The organism is Streptomonospora halophila (genome assembly GCF_039542725.1).
Classification (GTDB): domain Bacteria; phylum Actinomycetota; class Actinomycetes; order Streptosporangiales; family Streptosporangiaceae; genus Streptomonospora; species Streptomonospora halophila.
The window spans coordinates 16,746-34,468 of record NZ_BAABIK010000028.1 but is presented as its reverse complement, the minus strand read 5'-3'; the positions used below and the strand labels follow the sequence as shown (position 1 = coordinate 34,468).

Genomic DNA, 17,723 nt, shown 5'->3' with positions numbered 1-17,723 from the left:
CGGGGCCGCGCGCCGGTCCGGGGCCGCCCGGAGCACTCCCTTACCGTAGCGTCTAGAGAGCGGGTGGAACGTGACCGCAGGGCCGAGCGGATCCGAGGAACCGCGGGCCGCGCAGGCGCCCGGAACCCTGACGCTGGCGGGGCTGCCCATCGGCAACGGTGACGACGCCCCGCCCCGGCTGCTGCGAGCGCTGGAGGGCGCAGGGATCATCGCCGCGGAGGATACCCGCCGACTGCGCCGCTTCGCCGCCCGGGCGGGCCTTCGGCTCGGCGGCGAGGCCGGCGCCCGGGTGGTGTCCTACTACGACGCCAACGAGGCGCGCAGGGCCGAGGAGCTGCTGAACGAGCTCGCGGCCGGCCGCGACGTCCTGGTGGTCACCGACGCCGGCATGCCCGGCGTCTCCGACCCCGGCTACCGCCTGGTGGCGGCGTGCGCCGAAGCGGGAGTCCCCGTGACGTCGGTGCCGGGGCCGACCGCGGTGACCACGGCGCTGGTGCTGTCCGGGCTGCCCACCGACCGGTTCTGCTTCGAGGGGTTCGCGCCCCGCAAGGGCCGGCGCGCCTACTTCGCCGACCTCGCGGCCGAGCGCCGCACGATGGTCTTCTTCGAGAGCCCGCACCGGCTGGCGGCCACGCTTGCGGCGATGGCCGAGGGCTTCGGCGCCGACCGGCGTGCGGCGGTGTGCCGCGAGCTGACCAAGACCTACGAGGAGGTCCGGCGCGCGCCGCTGGGCGACCTCGCCGAGTGGGCGCGCGGCGAGGTGCGCGGCGAGATAACGGTCGTGGTGGCCGGGGCCGCGCCGGCCGCGGTGCCGCGCACCCCCGAGGACCTGGCGGCGGCGGTGGCCGAGCGCGAGGCCGGGGGCCTCTCCCGCAAGGACGCGGTCCGCGAGGTGGCCCGCGAGCTCGGGGTGCCCAAGCGCGAGGTCTACGACGCGGCGCACCGCTGAGGCCCGCGGCGTCCGGGACGCCGCTGCGCGGCACGACGAAGAAGGCGGGGCCGGGCAGTGCCCGACCCCGCCCGCGTCCGCTGCCGCGTCCGCTGGACCGCGCCGTTAGACCACGGCGCCGTCACTCTGCTCGCGCGCCGTGCGCAGCTCCTTGCGCTGCTTGGTGCGCTTCTCGCGGATGACGTGCGGCGGGGGTGTCTTGTCCCACCGCTGCAGCCACGCCGCCAGCGGCGCGGCGACGAACACCGTCGAGAAGACACCCGATATCAGGCCGACCAGCATCGCCACCGAGAAGTCCCGCAGCGACGCCCCGCCGAAGACGGCCAGCGTGGCCAGGATGAACACACCGCCGATGGTGGTGTTCACCGTACGCGGGATCGTGTGCAGGATGGCCGTGTTGGCGATCTTCCTGAAGCCCGACCTGCTGTCGTTGGCCCATTCGTCGCGCACCCGGTCGAACACCACCACCGAGTCGTTCACCGAGAATCCGATGACGCTCAGGATGGCGGCGAGGAACACGCCGTCGATGGGCCTGCCGAGCCAGCAGAACAGGCCGATCACCAGGGTGATGTCGAAGGCCAGCGCCAGCATCGTCGACACACCGAAGGACCAGCGGAACCGCCAGGCCAGGTAGACCATCTGCAGGGCCAGCGCCGCCACCAGGGCGATCAGCGCCCGGTTGCGGAGCTCGTCGCCCATGCTCGGGCCGATCTTCTCGTCGGAGAGCCGTTCGACGCCGCCGGCCTGGTCGGCCAGGGCGTCCTGGATGGAGGCGGCCTCCGCGTCGCTGATCGGGCCGGTGCGCACCGCGATGTCGCCGTCGCCCGACTCCTGCACGACCGCGTTGGGGAAGCCGGCGTCGGTGACGGTGTCGCGGGCCGCGGAGACGCTGATCTCCTGCTGGGTGGTGAAGTCCATGACCCGGCCGCCGGTGAACTCCACACCGAAGTTGGGCGTGCGGATCAGGACACCGGCCACCGCCACGACGACGATCGCTGCGGCGATGCCCAGCCACAGCTTGGACCGCGACATCAGGTCGGGATTGCGCCGGGTGAGCCACTCGCGCACCGCGCTGATCTTGGAGATGCCGGTGATGGCGGGGTGCTTGCGGGCGAACTTGCGGCGCACCGCCCATTCCACCAGCACGCGGGCGATGACCAGCGCCGAGACCATCGAGGCGATGGTGCCCAGTCCCAGGGTCACACCGAAGCCGCGCACCGTGCCCGAGGCGAAGAAGAACAGCAGCGCAGCGGCGATGAGCGTGGTGATGTTGGTGTCCAGCACCGCGCTCCAGGCCTTCTGCGTACCGGAGACGAACGCCTTCTGCAGGTTCGGCGGGATCGCCCGGCGGCGCCGGCGGGAGAGCACGCCGGACTCGGCCTGCTCGGTCTCGGCCTCGGTGGCGTCGACCATCCCGGCGGACTTGTTGGCCTGGTAGATCTTCTCCTGGTTCTGGTACTCCTCGCGCGCTCGTTCGAATATCAGCACGTTGGCGTCGATCGCCATGCCGATCGCGAGCACGAACCCGGCCAGGCCGGGCAGGGTGAGCGTCGCGCTCAGCGCCACCAGCGCCGCGTAGGCGATCAGCGTGTAGCAGGCCAGTGCCACGGCGGCCAGGAAGCCGACGAGGCGGTAGGCGACGCAGATGTAGACGCCGGTCAGCAGGATGCCGATCGCGCCGGCGATGAAGCTGGCCCGGATGGCGTCCTCGCCCAGCGTGGGGCCGACGGTCTGGCGCTGCACCTCGGTTACGGGCAGCGGCAGCGAACCGCCCTCGATCAGCACGGCCAGGTCCTGCGCGCTCTCCTGGTCGAAGCTGCTGCTGGTGATGGTGGTGGAGCCGCCCGTCTGGCCGACGTCGCAGGCGGTGTCCTGGTTGACCTCGGGCGAGGAGATGACCTCGTCGTCCAGCACGATGGCGACGCGCCGCTGGGGCTGGCCCGGGTCGTGGCAGGCGGCCTGGCCGGTCAGCTTCGCCCAGGCGTCGGTTCCGTTGCCGCGGAAGTCGACGTTGACCTGCCACTGGGTGTTGGTGGTGGGGTCGAGCACGGCCTCGGCGCCGGCGACCTGGTCGCCCTCGATCCGGGACTCGCCCAACTGGAGCTGGTTGCCCTGCTCGTCGGGCAGGGTGCGGGCGACCTTGCTGGGGTCGGCGGCCTGCTGGCCGGCGCCGGCACCCGCGCCCGCGCCGCCCTGGCCCTGCAGGAGCTGCTGGAGCTCCTCCTGGCTCATGTCGCCCATGCCGCCGCCGGAGCCGCCTCCTGAGCCGGAACCGCCTTCTGAGCCGGATCCGCCGCCGGAGCCGCCCTGGCCGTCGGTCGGGGCGCGGGCCTCGTCGGCCGGGGCGTTGGCGGAGTCGCCCATGGGCGCCTGCACGCCGCTGCCCTGCGCGGGCGCGACGCCCAGCACCGGGTGGAAGGTGAGCTGAGCGGTCTGGCCCAGGATCTCCGCCGCCTCGGTGGGGTCCTGCACGCCGGGCAGTTCGACGATGACGCGGTTCTCGCCGGACCGCGACATGGTGGCCTCGCTTACGCCGAGGCTGTCGATGCGCTCGCGCAGCACCTGGATCACCTTGTCGGTGTTCTCGGCGTTGGCCTCGGTGCCGTCGCGGCCGTCCTGGGTCTCCAGGATGATCTGCGTGCCTCCGCTGAGGTCGAGCCCCAGCTTCGGCGGGATGAACCATGCGGCGCCGAACGCGCCGATGACGATGGCTAGGGAGACGATGCCGCGCAGCCAGCGCGATCCGGCTCCCGTTTGGGTGGACATTGGACTACCTCTTCACGAACGGTCATGCGGCCTCTGCGGCAGGGCGGGCGCCCTGCCGCGGGTGGACTGGTTCACATGCGTCCGGTGAGCGGCGGCGCCCGGCCGAAGGGCAGTGCGAAGGCGTCGTCCAGACGGGGAGCCTCGACCGAGCCCGGCGGCGGTACCAGCGTCCAGTGGCCGGCGAACTCGCCGATCCACGGCAGCACGGGGCTGTAGGCCTCGGGGAGGTCGCGTACCACCGGGCGGTGGTCGGTCTTCCACCCCGGAAGCGCGACGGACACCGCGCCCGAGTCGCGTTCGACCAGCAGCGCCCGGTCGGAACCGGAGTCCGTCTTGCCGGACGCCCCGCGGGCGTCGGCGCGGGAGCCGGCGTCCGCGGCGGCGGCGACGGCCAGGGGCGCGTGGCCGGCGGTCTGGGCGGCCAGCGCGGAAGCGCCCGGCGAGAGCGGCGCGCCCACCAGCAGGAGGGCGACGACCGCCAGCGAGGCCAAGACACGGGAAACCGTGGTGACCACCGCCTTAGTCGAACCTGGGTCGCGTGCGGCCGCCTGCGGGCCCGATGCGGGAACCGGGCGGAACACGTGCTCGGCAGACGACCTTAAACGCCAACACTACCGATGCGCGAGGCCACCGCTGTAGCCGCGCCCGCGGGACCGGGGGCCGGACGGCCCGCCGAGGACCGCGTGCGCTGGGCCGCGGCGTGCTCGGGGCGCCCGCAGGCGGCCGTCCACAGGCGGTGGAAAGCGGGTGAATCGGCGCCGCCGCCCCCTTAGGCTTGTGGCATGTCGTCGAAACGCCACATCCTGACCGCGGTGGCCTGGCCCTATGCCAACGGCCCCCGCCACATCGGGCACGTATCCGGATTCGGTGTCCCCGCCGACGTCTTCGCGCGCTTCCAGCGAATGTCCGGGCACGAGGTCCTGATGGTCAGCGGCACCGACGAGCACGGTACGCCGGTGCAGGTGCTGGCCGACCAGGAGGGCGTCGGCCCGCGCGAGCTCGCCGACCGCTACAACCGCGTCATCGTCGAGGACCTGGTCGCGCTCGGTCTCTCCTACGACCTCTTCACCCGCACCACCACGGGCAACCACTACGCCGTCGCCCAGGAGCTGTTCACCGGGCTCTACGAGAACGGCTACATCTTCACCCGCACCACCAAGGGCGCCATCTCGCCCACGACCGGGCGCACCCTGCCCGACCGCTACATCGAGGGCACCTGTCCCATCTGCGGCTACGGCAACGCGCGCGGCGACCAGTGCGACAACTGCGGCAACCAGCTCGACCCGGTCGATCTGATCGACCCGCGCTCCAAGGTCGACGGCGAGACACCGGAGTTCGTCGACACCGAGCACTTCATGCTCGACCTGCCGGCCTTCACCCGGGTGCTGGGCGACTGGCTGAAGTCCAAGGGCGGCCAGTGGCGGCCCAACGTCCTGAAGTTCTCGCTGAACCTGCTCGACGACCTCCAGCCGCGCGCGGTCACCCGCGACCTCAACTGGGGCGTGCCCATCCCGCTGGAGGGCTGGCGCGACAACCCCAACAAGCGGCTCTACGTCTGGTTCGACGCGGTCATCGGCTACCTGTCGGCGGCGGTGGAGTGGGCTCAGCGCACCGGCTCCCCCGAGGCCTGGCGCCGCTGGTGGCAGGAGCCCGGCGCCGAGGGCTACTACTTCATGGGCAAGGACAACATCGTCTTCCACTCCGAGATCTGGCCGGCGATGCTCATGGGCTACAGCGGCCGGGGCGACCGCGGCGGCGAGCCCGGCTCGCTCGGCGCGCTGAACCTCCCCACCGAGGTGGTCTCCAGCGAGTTCCTGACCATGGAGGGCCGCAAGTTCTCCTCGTCGCGGCGCGTGGCCGTCTACGTCCGCGACTTCCTGGAGCGCTACTCCGCCGACGCGCTGCGCTACTACATCATCGCGGCCGGGCCCGAGACCCAGGACACCGACTTCACCTGGGCCGAGTTCGTGCGGCGCAACAACGACGAACTGGTCGCCGCCTGGGGCAACCTCGTCAACCGCTCCATCTCCATGGCGGCCAAGTACCTCGGCGAGATCCCCGCGGCCGGCGAGCTCACCGACGACGACCGCCGCGTGCTGGCCGGCTCGGCCGCCGCCTTCGACACGGTCGGCGAGCACCTGAACGGCTCGCGGTTCAAGGCCGGGCTGCAGGAGGCCATGCGCACGATCGCCGAGGCCAACAAGTACATCTCCGAGCAGGCCCCCTGGGCGCTGCGCAAGACCGACCCCGAGCGGATGGGTACGGTGCTGCACGTGGCGCTGCAGCTGGTCAGCGACGCCAAGACGCTGATGACGCCATTCCTGCCGGAGTCCTCGAACAAGGTCGACGCCATGCTCGGCGGCACCGGGGTGTGGTCGGCCATGCCGCGCATCGAGACCGCCGTCGACACCATCGGCGGCTCCGGCGAGCCCGTCGAGTACCCGGTCATCACCGGCGACTACACCGGCAACCGGGCCGTGTGGACGTCGGTGCCGATCGAACCGGGTACCCCGCTGTCGCCGCCGACGCCGCTGTTCACCAAACTCGCCCCCGCCGTGGCCGACGAGGAGGTCGCCCGCCTGGAGCAGGAGGCCGCCGAGTAGCGGCCGGGCGCGGTGCCGCCGGGCCCGGCGGCACCGCGCCCGGAGAGGCGGCGGACACGTCGGCGGGCCGCTCGCTCAGCGGCCCGCCGCACCCGTGCCGGATGTCCTGCGCGTGCGGGCGCGGGGCCGGCGCCCACGGCGCGCCCCGGACCCCGGCGGGGCCGTGCCGCGAAACGAGCGAGCGAAGGGGAGAGGCCCGATGGGCAAGCGAAGCGGCAGCGCCGTGCGCAACCGGAACGCGCAGACGCCGCCGGAACCGCCGGAGCCGCTGCGTGTGGCCGTCGGCGACAGCCACACGCACATGGACATGCAGACCCCGGAGGTCGGCGCGATCGTCGCGGCCGCCGAGGCGGTCGGCGTCACGCCGCTGATGCAGGTCGGGGTGGACGTCTCGTCGTCGCAGTGGGCCGCCGCGACCGCCGCCGAGTACCCGGCGGTGTGGGCCGCGGCGGCCCTGCACCCCAACGAGGCGCCGCGGATCGTGCACGGCGACGGAGCGCCCGGCGTCGAGGCCGACGACACCGACTGGGCCGGCAAGGCGCGCCCCGCCGGCGGGCAGGCGGCGCTGGAGGACGCGCTGGCCGAGATCGACCGGCTGGCCGCGCTGCCCCAGGTCCGCGCGGTCGGCGAGACCGGGCTGGACTACTACCGCACCGGCTCCGAGGGCGCGGCCGCGCAGCAGGAGTCGTTCCGGCGCCACATCGGCATCGCCAAGCGCCACGGGCGGGCGCTGATGATCCACGACCGCGACGCCCACGACGACGTGCTGTCGATCCTGGCCGAGGAGGGCGCACCCGAGGCCGTGGTCTTCCACTGCTTCTCGGGCGACGCCGAGATGGCCAAGATCTGCGCCGACAACGGCTACTTCATGAGCTTCGCGGGCAACGTCACCTTCGCCGGCGCCGAGCAGCTGCGCGAAGCCGCCGCCCTGGCGCCGCCCGAGCTCGTGCTGGTCGAGACCGACGCCCCGTTCCTGACCCCCAAGCCCTACCGGGGCAGGCCCAACGCGCCCTACCTCGTCCCCTACACCCTGCGCGCTCTCGCCGCGGCCAAGGGCATGGCCGAGGACGACCTGGCCCGCGCCGTCGCCGCCAACGGGCGCCGCGCGTTCGGCCTGGACTAGACCCACGCCCACGCGCGGCCGAGGCTCGGGAGCCGCCTACTCCGGACCGCGGTCCGGAGTAGGCGCGGACTCCAGCCCCCACTCGGCCAGCGCCTCGGCGAGCGAGGGAGCGGCAAACCCCGGGTCGCGCGTCGCGCGCCCCGGCGTGCGGTCGAACCGGGGCGCCGGGCCGGGGTAGAGGCGGCCGTCCTTGCGCACGACCGAGCCGCGGGCGCTGACGTGGGGGTGGTCGGGCGCCTCGGCCATCGAGAGCACCGGCTGCACGCACGCCTCGGACCCGCCGAACACCTCCGCCCACTCGTCGCGGGTGCGGGTGCGCAGTTCTGCGGCGAACCGCTCGCGCAGCTTCGGCCAGTTCTCCCGGTCCCACTGGTCGGGCAGCTCGGCCCGGGAGAGCCCCAGGCCCTCCAGGAACGCGGCGTAGAACTGCGGCTCGATGCAGCCGACCGAGACGTGGCGGCCGTCGGCGCACTCGTAGACGTCGTACCAGGGTGCGCCGGTGTCCAGGTAGTTGGTGCCCCGCTCGTCCGACCAGGCGCCGCGCTCGCGGTCCTCGTAGACCATGGACATCAGCAGCGCGCTGCCGTCGACCATGGCGGCGTCCACGACCTGGCCGCGCCCCGACGCCTGCCGCTCCACCAGGGCGCTGAGGATTCCGGTCACCACGAACATGGTGCCGCCGCCGAAGTCGCCGAGCAGGTTGACGGGCGGGACGGGCGCCCCGCCTCGGCGCCCGATGCTGTGCAAAGCGCCGTTGAGAGAGATGTAGTTCATGTCGTGCCCGGCGACCTGGGACAGCGGGCCGTCCTGGCCCCACCCGGTCATGCGCGCGTAGATCAGCCGCGGGTTGAGCGCCAGGCAGGTGTCCGGTCCCAGGCCGCGCCGCTCCATCACTCCGGGGCGGAACCCCTCCAGCAGCACGTCGGCCGAGGCGACGAGCCCGCGGGCGGCGGCCGCGCCCTCCTCGGACTTCAGGTCGACGCCCATCACCGGCCGTCCGGCGCTCATGTGCGGGCGGTCGCCGCGTTCGGCCGCTTCGGCGGCGGCCGGCCGGTCCAGCCGGATGACCGACGCACCGAGGTCGGCGAGCAGCATTGCGGCCATCGGCCCGGGGCCGATCCCGGCGAACTCCACGACGCGGATTCCGTGCAGGGGACCCATGGGCGACCTTCCTCGGGTTTCGGGCGGGACGTCGACGCGAACACCGTTCGGCTGCACGGCTCATTCTGGCGGGGCTTCGCGCCCCGGCGCCACCGAGGGGCCGGGCGGTTGTATCAGGTAGGGCGGGCAAGCGCGGGCGCGCCCTGCGGCCGCGTCGGGTGGACGGATTCGGACGGACCCGAAGCGGGGTCCCGGTCGGTGTGGTACTTTCCCGTAGCAGTCGTGGTCGGCTGCGGCGTGACGCCCCCGACCCGTCGCGAGCAGTGCGCCGAGGACCTCCCGCACCCTGGGCCCGCTCGCCGCCAGAGGCAGCCTCCTGCCAGCCCCCTTTCAAGTCCATGCGCGATCGCGAAGGCCGAGAGCAACGTGCGTAGTCCGTCGAACCGCGGCTCCCATCGCGGCAGCCGCAGGGCACCCGGCAGTCCGGGCCGATCCGACCGGCCGGGTTCCCCCCAGCCTCCCGCCGGCGCCCCCGAGGCCGCCGCCTACCCCGGGCCGGACGCGGGCGACCCGTACGGCCGGTACGACCCGTACGGCCCCGCAGCGGGCGGTCCCTACGAACCCGGGACCGATCAGGGGCAGACCGCGTCCATGCCCGCCGCCGCAGGCGGCCGGGGTCCGGGCGGCGGCCGCCCGCGCCGGTCCGCGCTGCCCGCCGTGCTGCGCAAGCGCGGCGTGGTGATCGGCGCGGTCGCCGCGGCGGTGCTGCTCGTCGCGGGCGGCGGCACGGCCTTCGCCATGGACCAGCGCATCAGCCTCAACGTCGACGGCGAGCGCAGCACCGTGCACACCTACGGCGCGACGGTCCAGGACGTGCTCGACTCCGCGGGTGTCGAGCTGGGCGAGCACGACGCCGTCGCCCCCTCGCTGGACACCGAGCTGGGCCAGGGCGACAACGTGCTGGTGCGCTCCGGCCGCGAGCTGACGCTGACCGTCGACGGCGAGCCCGAGAAGCACTGGGTCACCGCGCTGACGGTCGGCGAGGCCCTCAACCAGATCGGCATGGACCCGGAGTCGGTCAAGCTCTCGGCCGACCCCGACAAGGCGATCCCCGCGTCGGGTCTGGAGGTCGAGGCGACCGCCGCCCGGCGGGTCGTCATCCTGCGCGACCGCGCGCGGATCGAGACCGCGACCACCGCCGGCACCGTCGAGCAGGTTCTCAAGGACAACGGCATCACCCTGGGCGAGCACGACGAGGTCGAGCCCAAGCCGTCCACCGAGCCCACCGACGGCATGGTCATCGACGTCACGCAGCTGCTCACCGAGCCCAAGACCGAGGAGGTCCCCATCGAGGCGGAGGTCGAGGAGCGCGAGAACCCCGACCTGCCCGAGGGCGAGGAGAAGGTGGTGCAGAAGCCGAAGGACGGCGTGAAGAAGGTCACCACGGCCAAGATCATGAAAGAGGGCGTGAAGACCGAGTACGTCGTCAAGGAGAAGGTCGTCAAGAAGCCGGTCAAGGGCATCACCGAGATCGGCACCAAGTCCGAGCCCGAGATCGACTCCTCCGCCGAGGCCGCCAGCCTGAACTGGGCCGCGCTCGCCGAGTGCGAGTCGGGCGGCGACCCCACCGCGACCAACCCGGCCGGCTACTACGGTCTCTACCAGTTCTCCATGGCGACCTGGCAGTCCGCCGGCGGCACGGGCAACCCCGCCGAGGCCAGCGCCAGCGAGCAGACCATGCGCGCCCAGAAGCTCTACGACATGGTCGGCGGCAACTGGCAGGGCCAGTGGCCGGAGTGCGGCGTGCACCTGTTCGACTAGCCGGCCGGGGCGGGCCCGGCTCCCAGTCGGGCGCCGGGCCCGTCCCGCTCGATGAGCCGACGGGTCCGGCCCCGCCCGAGCGGGGCCGGCCGACGAGGACCCCGAACGCGCCGCCCTCCGGATCGGTGAGGACGCCCCGGCCCTCGCCGCCCCGGCCGGCGTCGGCGTGCCGGGCACCCGGGCCGGGCCGGCGGTGCACCCCGTTGTTCTGCTCCTTGTCGGCGGACGCGCCGGCCCGTGGCGGGGCCGCCTCCTGGCGGCAGCCGCGGGTCGAGGGGCCGAGCGCGGCGTTCGGCGCCGGGGCGGTGATACGGGTGATACCCCGGTGCCGCCCCGGATTGTCGTGGGGGTCTGGTGAACTAGGAGGGGTGAACTCATCCCCGTATCGTCTTGTGCGGCGTGTGCATGCAGAGGTGCCGCCGCCGCTCCTGGACGACAACCAGCGCCGGGTCGTCGCGCACAAGGGCGGCCCGCTGCTGGTGCTGGCCGGACCGGGGACCGGAAAGACCACCACCGTCGTCGAGGCGGTGGTGGACCGCATCGAGAACCGCGGCGTCGACCCCGCCCGGATCCTCGTGCTCACCTTCAGCCGCAAGGCCGCCCAGGAACTGCGTGAGCGCATCACCGCGCGCCTGCGGCGCACGACGCGCGAGCCGCTCGCGCTCACCTTCCACAGCTACGCCTATGCGCTGATCCGGCGCGAGTTCGGACTGCAGGGCGACCACCCGCCGCGGCTGCTCTCCGGCCCCGAGCAGCTGATGGAGGTCCGCGAGCTCCTGGCCGGGGAGTCCGCAGACGGCGCCGCCATGTGGCCCGAGCGGCTGCGGCCCGCGCTGGAGACCCGCGGGTTCGCCGAGGAGCTGCGCGACTTCCTTATGCGCGCCCAGGAGCGCGGCATCGACTCCGCCGCCCTCGACCGGCTCGGCCGCGAGTACCGGCGCGACGACTGGGTGGCCGCGGGCGACTTCCTGGACCGCTACACCGGCCGCTTCGACGTCGCACCGGCGCCGACCTTCAACTACGCCGAGCTCGTGCGGGTGGCGGCCAACCTGCTCAACGACCCCGAGGTCCAGGCGCGCGAACGCGCCGCCCGCGAGGTCGTCTTCGTCGACGAGTACCAGGACACCGACCCCGCTCAGGAGGAGCTGCTTTCGGCGCTGGCGGGCGAGGGCCGCGACCTGGTGGCGGTCGGCGACCCCGACCAGTCCGTCTACGGTTTCCGCGGCGCCGACGTGCGCAACATCCTGGAGTTCCCGCGGCGCTTCCCCTCGTTCGGCGGCGAGCCCGCCCCGGTCGTGGCGCTGCGCACCTGCCGCCGCAGCGGCGCGGGGCTGCTCGCGGCCTCGCGCGGGGTGGCCCGCCGCCTGCCCGCCGCACCGGCCCCCGGTGGCGGGCCGGTGAACGCCCACCGCGCGCTGGAGCCGGCCGGCTCCGGGCCCGAGGGCGAGGCGCAGGTGCTGATGGCCGAGAGCCCGGCGCAGGAGGCCGCGGTCATCGCCGACATCCTGCGCCGCGCCCACCTCATCGACGGCGTGCCGTGGTCGCAGATGGCGGTCCTGGTCCGCTCGGCCAGCAGGCAGCTTCCGACGCTGCGCCGCGCGCTGTCGGCCGCCGGGGTCCCCGTGGTGGTCGGCGGCGACGAGATGCCGCTGGCCGTCGAGCCCGTCGTGCGCGCGCTGCTGCTCCTCATCCGCTGCGCACTGCGCCCCGCGACCATCGACGAGGCCGCGGCGCACGAACTGCTCACCAGCCAGTTCGGCGAGGCCGACACGGTACGCCTGCGCCGCCTCGCCCGCGCGCTGCGCCGCCTCGACCTCGACTACCGCGCGGCGCAGCGCCGCGCCGGCGAGCCCGGGCCCGAATCCGCTGGGGAGGACGCCCCGCCCACCGAGGGCACCGGCTCCGAGGGCGGTCCCGCCGGAGGCCGCGCCGGGGACGACGCCGTTGGCGGCGCACCCCCGGACTCCGCCTCAGGCGAGGCGAGGGCCGCCTCGGCCGAGGGCGCGGAGGATCGCAGCTCCGGCGGCCCGGAGCGGGACCCCGACGGCGCCGCCCCGGCGGCGGGGCTCCCGGGCGAGTCCGCGCACACCCACCCGCGCGGCAGCCGCCCCTCCTCCGCGCTGATCGCCGACGCGCTGCGCGATCCGCGCGAGCTCACCCTCGTCGATCCCGAGGTCGCCGCGCCCGCCCGGCGCATCGCCGACCACCTCCGGCTGATCCGCGACCGCGCCGCGGCCGGGGGATCGGCCGAGGACGTGTTGTGGGAGGTCTGGCAGGCCAGCGGGCTCTCCGAGCGGCTGCTGCGCGCCAGCCAGGCCGGCGGCAGGCGCGGCGCCGCGGCCGACCGCGACCTGGACGCGGTCGTCGCCGTGTTCGAGAGCGCCGCCCGCTACTGCGACCGGCTGCCGCCCGGCCTGCCGCTGGGCTTCTTGGAGGATCTGGAGGCCCAGGAGATCCCCGCCGACAGCCTCGCCGAGCGCGCGCCCGAGGGCGAGGCCGTGCGCATCCTCACCGCGCACAGGTCCAAGGGCCTGGAGTGGGACCTCACCGTGGTCGCCGGCGTCCAGGAGGGCGACTGGCCCGACCTGCGGCTGCGCGGCTCGCTGCTGGGCGTCGAGCAGCTCGTCGACACCTCCGGCGGCTTCGGCGCACCGCCCGGCGCGGGCCCCGAGTCCGCTGCCGGGGCCGCCGGCGCCGCGGCGGCGTCCAAGCTCCTCGACGAGGAGCGCCGGCTGTTCTACGTCGCCTGCACCCGGGCCCGCCGGCGCCTGGTCGTCACCGCCGTAGGCGGCGACGACACCGAGGAGCGCCCGTCGCGGTTCCTGACCGAGCTCGGCCTGGGCGAACCCGAGCGCGTCAGCACGGGCCGCCGCTGGCTGTCGCTGCCCGCGCTGGTCGCCGACCTGCGCTCGGTGGTCACCGACCCGCAGCGCCCCGATCCGCTGCGCCGCGCCGCGGCCGCCCACCTCGCCCGGCTCGCCGACGAGGGCGTCCGGGGCGCGGACCCCGCCGAGTGGTACGCGCTGACCGCCGTCTCCGACGACCGCCCGCTGGTCGCCGGGGCCGACGAGGGCGCGATCCGCGTCTCGCCGTCCCAGGTGGAGCGGTTCACCACCTGCCAGCTGCGCTGGCTGCTGGAGAACGCCGCCGGAGCCTCCTCGACGGAGATCACCTCCGCGCTGGGGAGTATCGTGCACGCCGTCGCCGTGCTCGTCGCCGACGGCGCCGGAATGGAGGACGTCCGGCGCAGCATGGACGAGATCTGGTCCGAACTGGACTTCGGCGGCCCGTGGTTCGCCGGCAAGGAGCGCGAGCGCGCCGACGAGATGGTACGCAAGCTCATCGCCTGGCACGAGTCCGGCGAGCGCGAGCTCGTGGTGACCGAGGAGGGGTTCAAGGTCGACATCGGCGGCATCGAGATCACCGGGCGCGTCGACCGGCTGGAGAAGGACGCCCAGGGCCGCGCCGTGGTGGTCGACATCAAGACCGGCAACGGTCGGCCCAAGGACGCCGAGCTCGCGCGCCACCCGCAGCTCGGCGTCTACCAGCTGGCCGTGCTGGAGTCGGCGTTCGCCCAGTTCGGGCTGACCGCGCCCGGCGGCGCCGAGCTGGTGCAGGTCGGCACGAAGGCGTCCTTCAAGCACGGCGCCCGCACCCAGGCGCAGGCCCCGCTGGGCGACGACCCCGAGCCGGGCTGGTCGGCGGAGCTGGTGCGCGACGTCGCCGAGGGCATGTCCGGCTCCCGGTTCCAGGCGGTGCGCAACGAGTTCTGCGACTCCTGCGCCGTGCGCTCCAGCTGCCCGGCGCACGACGAGGGGAAGCGGGTGTGACGGCCGCGCAGTACGGGGTCGCGGCGGCGCCCGCCGCGGGTACGGTCCTTCCCGGGCGCCGGCTCAACCCGGCCGAGCTCGCGCGCCTCCTGGGCCGGCCCGAGCCCACCGCCGAGCAGGCCGACGTCATCGCCGCGCCGCTGGAGCCGGGCGTGGTGGTGGCCGGCGCGGGCTCCGGCAAGAGCGAGACCATGGCCGGCCGCGTCGTGTGGCTGGTGGCCAACGGCCTGGTGCGCCCGGAGCACGTGCTGGGCCTGACCTTCACTCGTAAGGCTGCGGCCGAGCTGGCCGAACGGGTGCGCACGAGGCTGGACCAGCTGCGCGAGACCGAGCAGGTCCCCGAGGAGGTCCTCGACGGCGACCCCGCGGTCTCCACCTACAACTCCTACGCAGCCCGCCTGGTCGGCGACCACGCGCTGCGCGAGGCGGTCGAGCCCTCCGTCCGGCTCCTCAGCGAGGGGCAGGCCTACCAGCTCGCCGCACGCATCGTCGCCGACTACGACGGGCCGATGGACGCCGTCACGGTGGGCCCGCGCGAGGTCACCGACCGGGTGCTGGCCCTGGCCGGCGAGCTCTCCGACCACCTGCGCACCCCCGACGACGTGCGCGGCATCGGCTCCTGGATCGGCGAGCGCGTCGCGGCGCTGCCCCGCAAGCCCCTCGCCCCCACGCGCGGTCTGCGCGAGGTCCAGCGCCGCCGCGAGCAGCTGCTGCCGCTGGTGGAGCGCTACATCGCGGCCAAGCGCGACCGCGAGGTCATGGACTACGGCGACCAGGTGGCGCTGGCGGCGCGCATCGCGACCCGCCACGCGGAGGTCGGGCTGATCGAGCAGAGCCGGTTCCGGGTGGTGCTGCTCGACGAGTATCAGGACACCAGCCACGCCCAGCTCCTTCTACTGCGGGCGCTCTTCGGCGGCGGCCATCCGGTGACGGCTGTGGGCGACCCCTGCCAGTCCATCTACGGGTGGCGCGGCGCCAGCTCGGGCAACCTCACCAGCTTCCCGACCGACTTCCCCGCGGCGCCGGGGCGGCCGGCGCCGGTGCGCAAGCTGGCGACCAGCTTCCGCAACGGCGAGCGCGTGCTCCAGGTGGCGCGGCGCATCGCCGAGCCGCTGCGCGAGGAGACCGGCTACGTTCCGGTGCTCTACCCCGGTGCGGCCCGGCGCGGCCGCGGCGCGGTGGCCGGCGGGCTGTTCCGCACCGAGACCGAGGAGGCGCGCTGGATCGCCGAGACCGTGCGCGCGAGCATCGAACAGCCGGCCCACCTCGCCCCCGACGGCGCCGAATGGCCTCCGGGCGAGGGGGGCGAGGGGCTGCGCTACAGCGACGTGGCGGTGCTGTGCCGCAAGCGCTCGCAGTTCCCGGTGCTGCGCGAGGCCCTGGAGGACGAGGGCATCCCGGTCGAGGTGGTCGGGCTCGGCGGGCTGATGACCGTGCCCGAGGTGCGCGACGTCATCGCCACACTGCGGGTGCTGCACGACCCCACCGCCGGCAACGAGCTGGCCCGGCTGCTGACCGGCCCGCGGTGGCGCCTGGGACCGCGCGACCTCGTCGCGCTGGGCGGGCGGGCGGCCGAGCTCGCGAAGGAGACCCGCCGCGACCTGGCGCCGTCCGCGCAGGAGCCCCAGGACGACGGTGACGAGGACCTCCTGCGCCGCACGGTCCTCGACCTCACCGCCGAGAGCGGCAGCCTCGTCGACGCGCTGGACGACCCCGGCGCGCCCGAGCGCTACTCCGAGACCGGCTACCGGCGGTTGGCCGCCCTCGGCGCGGAGATGCGTACGCTGCGCCGCGCGGCCGCCCAGCCGCTGCCCGACCTGATCGGCGAGGTCGAGCGCACCCTCGGTCTGGACATCGAGGTGGCGGCGCGGCCCGGCCGCGACCCCGTCGCCGCCCGCGCCGACCTGGACGCGTTCCTGGACGCGGCGGTGCGGTTCGTGGGCAACAGCGAGGACCCCACGCTGGGCACCTTCCTGAACTACCTGCGCTCGGCCGAGGACGCCGAGAAGGGGCTGGAGCCGGGCGAACGGGTCGGCGGCAGCGACACCGTCAAGCTGATGACCGTGCACGCCGCGAAAGGGCTGCAGTGGCCGCTGGTGGCGGTGCCGGGGCTGTCCGGCGGCACCTCGTCGCCGGTGTTCCCCACGCGGGCGCGCGACGTCGGCGGCTGGGTCAGCAAGGAGCAGAAGCTGCCGTTCCCGCTGCGCGGCGACGCGGCGGGGCTGCCCAAGCTCGCCGGCGTGGACAAGGAGAGCATCGAGGCGTTCGTCGCCGCCGACCGCGACCGCCACCTCATGGAGGAGCGCCGACTGGCCTACGTCGCGGTGACCCGGGCCTCCTTCGGGCTGCTGTGCTCGGGCCACTGGTGGGGGCACGCGAGCTCGGCCAAGCGGGGGCCGTCGGTGTTCCTGGAGGAGGTCCGCGCGGCCTGCGAGCAGGGGGCGGGACGGCTCGCCGCGTGGGCTCCGCCGCCCGAGGAGGGCGAGTCCAACCCGCAGACCGTCGAGGCCGATCCGGTGGCCTGGCCGCGCTCGCCCGAGGAGGACGGCGACGCCGCCGCGCGGCGCCATCGCGACGTCCTCGCGGGCGCCGAGCTGGTGGCGCGGGCGGGGCGCGCCCCGGCGCAGGAGGACGCCGGCGACGGGTCCGGAGTCCAGGCATCCGGCGCCGGCGCGGACCGCGGAGCCGCGCCGGAGGAGGGAACCGGCGGGTCGGGGCCGGCCGCCGGGCCCGGCGCGCCCGAGGAGACGGCGGGGGAGCGGTGGCTCGCCCTGCTCGACCGGGCGCGGATGCCGGCGTCCATGCGGCGCAGTTTCGACGGGTGGCGCCGCGACACCGACCTGCTGCTGGCGCACCGCGACTCCGCACCGGCCGATTCGGACGGCACGATCCCCGTCGAGCTGCCCGCCCACCTGTCCGTGTCTTCCCTGGTGTCGCTGGCCCGCGACCCGTCGGCGCTGGCCCGCCGCATCCGCCGCCCGCTCCCGAGGCCGCCCGCGCCGCACACGCGGCGCGGCACGGCCTTCCACGCCTGGCTGGAGCAGCGCTTCGGCCAGCAGAGCCTCCTGGGCCCCGGCGAACTGCCCGGCGCGGCCGACGACGGCGCCGGAGGCGACGAGGACCTGGCCGAGCTGCAGCGCCGGTTCGAGGCCGGCGAGTGGGGCGGGCGCGTCCCGCTGGACGTCGAGGTCCCCTTCGAGACGATCGTCGGCGACCGACTGGTACGCGGGCGGATGGACGCGGTCTTTCACGACGAGGACAGCGGCACCTACGACGTCGTCGACTGGAAGACCGGCCGCCCGCCCCAGACCGCCGTCGAGCGCGATGCGGTCGCGGTTCAGCTGGCGGCCTACCGGATCGCCTGGGCGGAGCTGGCCGGGGTGCGGCTGGACGACGTGCACGCGGCCTTCCACTACGTCCGCGCGCAGGAGACCGTCCGCCCGGCCGATCTGCTCGACGCCGACGGTCTGGCGGCCCTGCTGGAGGACCTGCCCGGCGAGTGAGGTGCGGGGCGGCGGGGCGGTCGGGGG

General features: G+C 74.7%; 9 protein-coding genes. 6 read left to right on the top strand and 3 right to left on the bottom strand.

Annotated elements, in window-relative coordinates; all coding sequences use genetic code 11:
• Positions 1 to 70: 70 nt before the first annotated feature.
• Positions 71 to 949 (top strand): 16S rRNA (cytidine(1402)-2'-O)-methyltransferase, encoded by an 879-nt coding sequence (gene rsmI, locus ABEA15_RS20480; RefSeq protein WP_386698935.1) that lies wholly within the window; start codon positions 71 to 73, stop codon positions 947 to 949.
• Between the two features lie 105 nt (positions 950 to 1,054).
• On the opposite strand, the gene secD is transcribed toward rsmI, so the two are convergent.
• Both secD and ABEA15_RS20470 read right to left on the bottom strand, forming a co-directional pair.
• On the bottom strand, positions 1,055 to 3,715 hold the full coding sequence (gene secD / locus ABEA15_RS20475; protein ID WP_344141777.1) for a protein translocase subunit SecD: 2,661 nt from the start codon (positions 3,713 to 3,715) through the stop codon (positions 1,055 to 1,057).
• Positions 3,716 to 3,786: 71 nt separating this feature from the next.
• Positions 3,787 to 4,230, bottom strand: coding sequence for a hypothetical protein (locus tag ABEA15_RS20470; protein ID WP_345558325.1), 444 nt, complete (start codon positions 4,228 to 4,230; stop codon positions 3,787 to 3,789).
• A gap of 267 nt (positions 4,231 to 4,497) precedes the next feature.
• On the opposite strand from ABEA15_RS20470, the gene metG reads away from it, so the two are divergent.
• Together metG and ABEA15_RS20460 are read left to right on the top strand one after the other, a co-directional pair.
• Positions 4,498 to 6,318, top strand: coding sequence for a methionine--tRNA ligase (gene metG / locus ABEA15_RS20465; protein ID WP_345558323.1), 1,821 nt, complete (start codon positions 4,498 to 4,500; stop codon positions 6,316 to 6,318).
• Between the two features lie 199 nt (positions 6,319 to 6,517).
• On the top strand, positions 6,518 to 7,441 hold the full coding sequence (locus ABEA15_RS20460) for a TatD family hydrolase (protein WP_345558321.1): 924 nt from the start codon (positions 6,518 to 6,520) through the stop codon (positions 7,439 to 7,441).
• A gap of 36 nt (positions 7,442 to 7,477) precedes the next feature.
• On the opposite strand, the gene ABEA15_RS20455 is transcribed toward ABEA15_RS20460, so the two are convergent.
• Positions 7,478 to 8,602, bottom strand: a complete 1,125-nt coding sequence (locus ABEA15_RS20455; RefSeq protein ID WP_345558319.1) for a CaiB/BaiF CoA transferase family protein — start codon at positions 8,600 to 8,602, stop codon at positions 7,478 to 7,480.
• Positions 8,603 to 9,193: 591 nt separating this feature from the next.
• On the opposite strand from ABEA15_RS20455, the gene ABEA15_RS20450 reads away from it, so the two are divergent.
• The 3 genes from ABEA15_RS20450 to ABEA15_RS20440 all read left to right on the top strand — a co-directional run bounded on the left by ABEA15_RS20450 (position 9,194) and on the right by ABEA15_RS20440 (position 17,696).
• On the top strand, positions 9,194 to 10,363 hold the full coding sequence (locus ABEA15_RS20450; protein ID WP_344141771.1) for a resuscitation-promoting factor: 1,170 nt from the start codon (positions 9,194 to 9,196) through the stop codon (positions 10,361 to 10,363).
• 392 nt (positions 10,364 to 10,755) lie between these two features.
• A complete protein-coding gene (locus ABEA15_RS20445; protein ID WP_345558379.1) occupies positions 10,756 to 14,193 on the top strand; it encodes an ATP-dependent helicase in 3,438 nt (1,145 codons plus the stop codon).
• On the top strand, positions 14,190 to 17,696 hold the full coding sequence (locus ABEA15_RS20440; protein ID WP_425579420.1) for an ATP-dependent helicase: 3,507 nt from the start codon (positions 14,190 to 14,192) through the stop codon (positions 17,694 to 17,696). The genes ABEA15_RS20445 and ABEA15_RS20440 overlap by 4 nt, the downstream gene beginning before the upstream one ends.
• Positions 17,697 to 17,723 lie beyond the last annotated feature (27 nt).

Coding starts and splice junctions, on each gene's coding strand:
- secD (WP_344141777.1), bottom strand. CDS start 3,715: ATGTCCACCCAAACGGGAGCCGGATCGCGCTGGCTGCGCGGCATCGTC.
- metG (WP_345558323.1), top strand. CDS start 4,498: ATGTCGTCGAAACGCCACATCCTGACCGCGGTGGCCTGGCCCTATGCC.
- ABEA15_RS20460 (WP_345558321.1), top strand. CDS start 6,518: ATGGGCAAGCGAAGCGGCAGCGCCGTGCGCAACCGGAACGCGCAGACG.
- ABEA15_RS20455 (WP_345558319.1), bottom strand. CDS start 8,602: ATGGGTCCCCTGCACGGAATCCGCGTCGTGGAGTTCGCCGGGATCGGC.
- ABEA15_RS20450 (WP_344141771.1), top strand. CDS start 9,194: ATGCCCGCCGCCGCAGGCGGCCGGGGTCCGGGCGGCGGCCGCCCGCGC.